Genomic DNA, 4,075 nt, shown 5'->3' with positions numbered 1-4,075 from the left:
TCCGCGTTGCCCAGCGGATCCTGGCACTGACCGCCGCGATCTGGCACAACCGCGCCACCAGCCAGCCCATCACCCGATCACTGACCGCCTACGACCACTGACCAGACTTAGGACTTACTCGTCTAGGGCCTTTTACGTGAATGGTGTCGTCGGCGCGCACGTAGACGTCCCACCGGCGCGGCCGAGTCGTGATCACTCCGATGATGAAGCCGAGGATCATGCTCGCCAGGATTATCAGGAAAACAGCGTTGAGCCCCATGACGGGTGCCTCTCGAGGAAGGTGCGCCGCCCCACTCTGTCGTCGCGGCCTGACGAACCGTAACGCCGCAGGACCCGTCGCCGCAGGCGATCCGGCGCGACAGACCTAGAATGACCAGGCCGTTTAGCCCGATTTACCTGGCCTCTTACGGACACCGCTCATTAACGGTTCGGACGAAGGGCCTGTTACGCCGATAAGGCCACACAAGCTGATATGAACGGCCGGTATTCACACCGTCACCGCACATTTTCCGCGACCCTTGAGCCATTGGTCACATTCTCATAGACGTTGGCGTGTTTACCGGCGCTTGACCCGCGCATGGCAAGAACATGGTGCACCGAGGATTGGATCACCTACGGGAGCACCTACATGCCACGTCGCCTGGTCGCCGGTTTCGCCACGCTGTCTCTGTTCGCGGTCGCCGCGCCCGCGCCGGCGACGGCCGACTCGGCGGCCAAGCCGCTCGACGCGCAACTGCCGACGACGAACTTCCCCCTGGGGCAGCCCGGCGCGGCCACCCAGAAGCACAAGGCCGTCGCACCGGGAATCGACCTGTTCACCGTCGCACACGGCACCGGCACCGACGGGTACACCGTGTCCCTGCTGGTCCACGGCAACAAGGAGTACGGCAGCCAGGCCGAGGCGGAGACCGCCGCCGAAGCGGCGCAGTCGGCCGGATTCGAGGCGACCGTCCAGCAGTTCACCCGCCCGGCCGTGGCCGACTACCCCGCGGGAGTCGGATACGTCGCGCGCGTCGGCCAGTGGACGGTGAAGCAGCGCGACGAAGCCGAAAAGGTGGTCAAGCAGCTCAAAGAGGCCGGCATCAAGGGGAAGGTCGATTTCCTCGGCGACGACGGAGTCCAGACCACCGGCCCCTGGGACATCCGCGTCCTCACCGTCGACCCGCGGCTCTTCAAGGGCTCCTACCACTCCAGCGTCGGCGTGAACGTCGCCAAGCGCGAGACCCCCTCCTCCATGGCCAAGCGCGCCGGCGCCATCGCCGCGGTCAACGGCGGATTCTTCAACATCCACACCGCCAAGAACATCCGAGGCGAGTCCATGGGCATCTCGGTGGTCGACGGCCACCTGCTGAGCGAGCCCGTCCTCGGCCGCAGCGCCCTCATCCTCAAGGGGCGCACGGCACGCATCACCGACGTCAAGACCACCATCACGGCCGCCCCCGCGGACGGGCAGCGCACGCCCGTGAACGGCGTCAACCGCGTCGCCGCGACCGACGAGCTGGTCCTCTACACCGAGGAGTTCGGCGCGAAGACGCCCGCCGACGACGGGTCCGAGGCCGTCCTGGACGCGAGCGGCAAGGTGCTCGAACTCCGGGCGGCGGGCGGCAAGGTGGCGCGCGGCACCCGGGTGCTGCACGGCACCGGCACCATGGCCGAATGGATCGCCTCCCAGGCCATCGAGGGTTCCACGGTGAAGATCGACACCAAGGTCATCGACACCCGGTCCGGCAAGACCATCCCCCTCACGCCGGACACCAGCATCATCGGCGGCGGCGTGGGCCTGGTGCGCAACGGCCGCGAATACGTCACCGCGGCCGCCGACGGACAGGCCAACGTCAACATGATCATGCGCCGCCACCCGCGTACCCTCGTCGGTGTCACCAAGTCCGGCAAGCTCATCCTCGCCGTCGTCGACGGCCGCAAGCCCGGTGTGACCGTCGGCGCCTCCATGATCGAGGCCGCCCAGCTGATGCTCTGGCTCGGCGCCCGCCAGGCGATGAACCTCGACGGCGGCGGCTCCAGCGCGATGGTGGTCAAGGGCAAGGTCGTCAACCACCCCTCCGACGGCATCGAACGCGGCGTCGGCGACGCCCTCCTCATCACCCCCTGACCCCTCCCAGCCCGCCCCTCCCCAAACCCCCAGGCCCACAAAGGGGCGGGCTGATTCACCTCACACCCGAACCCAACACCATCCAGGACCGGGCCGAGCGACGAGCCGCCTCGCCCCACACGCGAACCCAACACCATCCAGGACCGGGCCGAGGGACGAGCCGCCTCACCTCACACGCGAACCCAACGCCATCCAGGACCGGGCCGAGGGACGAGCCGCCTCACCTCACACGCGAACCCAACGCCATCCAGGACCGGGCCAAGGGACGAGCCGCCTCACCTCACACGCGAACCCAACGCCATCCAGGACCGGGCTGACTCGCCTCACACACCAGATGAGCCTGCCGAGAGTCGGCCTGACTGCCTTGTCACCCCCCGCGCCCCTCCCAGCTCACCCCTCCCAAGCTCACGAATCGCCCGGCTGACTGCCTCACACGGCGAGATGAGGCCATCGAGAGGCGGGTCTACTGCCTCGCACGCGGAGAAGAGGCCGTCGAAGGGCGGGCTGACTGCCTTACATGGAGAAATGAGGCCGCCAAGAGGCGGGCTTCGAGAGGCGGGCCGGCTGCCTTATCCCCCCGCCCCACGCCCGCCCCCCTCCCAGCCCACCCCTCCCCAAACCCACCTATCGGCCGGGGTGACTGCCACACACCGGGAGATGAGGCCATCGAGAGGCGGGTCAACTGCCTTTCGCGGAGAGATGAGGAAATGGGCGAGGTCGCGGGACTCGAACCCGGCCCGGTAGACGTTCGTTCAACCCGCGCCTACTTGCACGGGGGAAATGAGGCCGTGGAGCCGACCAGCAAGCCTTCCTCTGGTTCACGGCCTGCGGCCCCTCACCGATTCCGCGGTGGCCTCCTCCTGAGGAACAAGCAGCATCCGGCCCCCTGGTTATGAGCTGTAGCATTCCGGCATCCAGAAGCGACTGGACTTCGCCTTGGACATCACTTCACACACGACGCTCAGCGGCAGCCGACGGGATGGCCGCTCACCAGAGCGGGCGCTCACGAGACCGACCGCTCACCAGGCCGGGCGCTCACCAGGCCGGGCGCTCCATCGGGTGGCTGCTCCGGCCGGCCGTGACAGTCGGCCTCTGGTGACAGGGCCTCCGGCCCCCCGGGCGCGGTGGTCCTGGCACGGTCTTACGCCGGCCTCCGCAACCACCCGATTCCGCACCCTCCCACCCGCTGACGACCTCGGCCTGAATTCGTCGGTACCAGAACGCATTAGGGCCGGCCACGACACGTGGACGGCCCTAATGCTCAAAATCGGCGTGTAGACGGCACTAGTTCTCAGCCCGCACGGGTGGTGGAACACCGGGAACCCGTTGGTCAACGACGACAGGGGCCGCCACTCCACCTGGACGCTCGGCGGGATCGGATTCGTCGGCGATCGAGGACGTGGTGGTCGCCAGCGTCGCGTCGACCACTTCGGCGACACTCCAGTACCTCGCCGACCGGTATGGCTTGGGTCAGGACGAGCCCAGCCGACATAGGCCGGCCCTCCAAGTGGACGTTAGGTTGGAGTGGATCGCTGCGATCAGGTACCTGGCGGTCGCCCATGGACACGTCGACCACTTCGACGGCACTCCAGTACCTCGCCGACCGGTTGGGCCTGAGTAAGGACGAGCCCGGCGCGACATAGGCCCACATCGGCTCCATGGCTCCATGTCCAACGCTCCCAAACGCGGTGTAGACATCACCGCGAGATGTGGACATCACCCGTCGCCGGCGGCTGCCCCTCAGCGACGCGAGGGGCATGTACCATCATGCCCCGGGCACACGCACGGCCTCTGGCTCTAGCCGTAGAACGCAGAAAACAGTAAAGGCCACCCGCTTAGCGGGTGGCCCTTACCATATGAAAAATTTGTCCGGCGGCGTCCTACTCTCCCACACCGTCCCCGGTGCAGTACCATCGGCGCTGGAAAGCTTAACTTCCGGGTTCGGAATGTAACCGGGTGTTTCCC

The 4,075-nt window shown here is 67.2% G+C and carries 1 protein-coding gene, 1 rRNA gene and 1 pseudogene; 2 read left to right on the top strand and 1 reads right to left on the bottom strand.

Going from position 1 to position 4,075, the window contains the following annotated elements; genetic code table 11:
- Window positions 1–101: pseudogene (locus KIK05_RS49745) on the top strand (IS982 family transposase); the annotation flags it as partial.
- A 527-nt stretch (window positions 102–628) separates the two neighbouring features.
- Window positions 629–2,110 carry a phosphodiester glycosidase family protein gene (locus KIK05_RS46295; protein WP_214417318.1) on the top strand — a complete coding sequence of 494 codons (1,482 nt, stop codon included), beginning with the start codon at window positions 629–631 and terminating at the stop codon, window positions 2,108–2,110.
- 1,867 nt (window positions 2,111–3,977) lie between these two features.
- Here KIK05_RS46295 and rrf read toward each other — a convergent pair.
- Window positions 3,978–4,075: ribosomal RNA gene (gene rrf / locus KIK05_RS46290) — 5S ribosomal RNA — on the bottom strand; the annotation flags it as partial.

Origin of the sequence: Sphaerisporangium fuscum, from assembly GCF_018531465.1 — a bacterium.
Classification (GTDB): Bacteria; Actinomycetota; Actinomycetes; order Streptosporangiales; family Streptosporangiaceae; genus Sphaerisporangium; species Sphaerisporangium fuscum.
This window is presented reverse-complemented; position numbering and strand designations above follow the sequence as displayed.

Coding starts and splice junctions, on each gene's coding strand:
- KIK05_RS46295 (WP_214417318.1), top strand. CDS start 629: ATGCCACGTCGCCTGGTCGCCGGTTTCGCCACGCTGTCTCTGTTCGCG.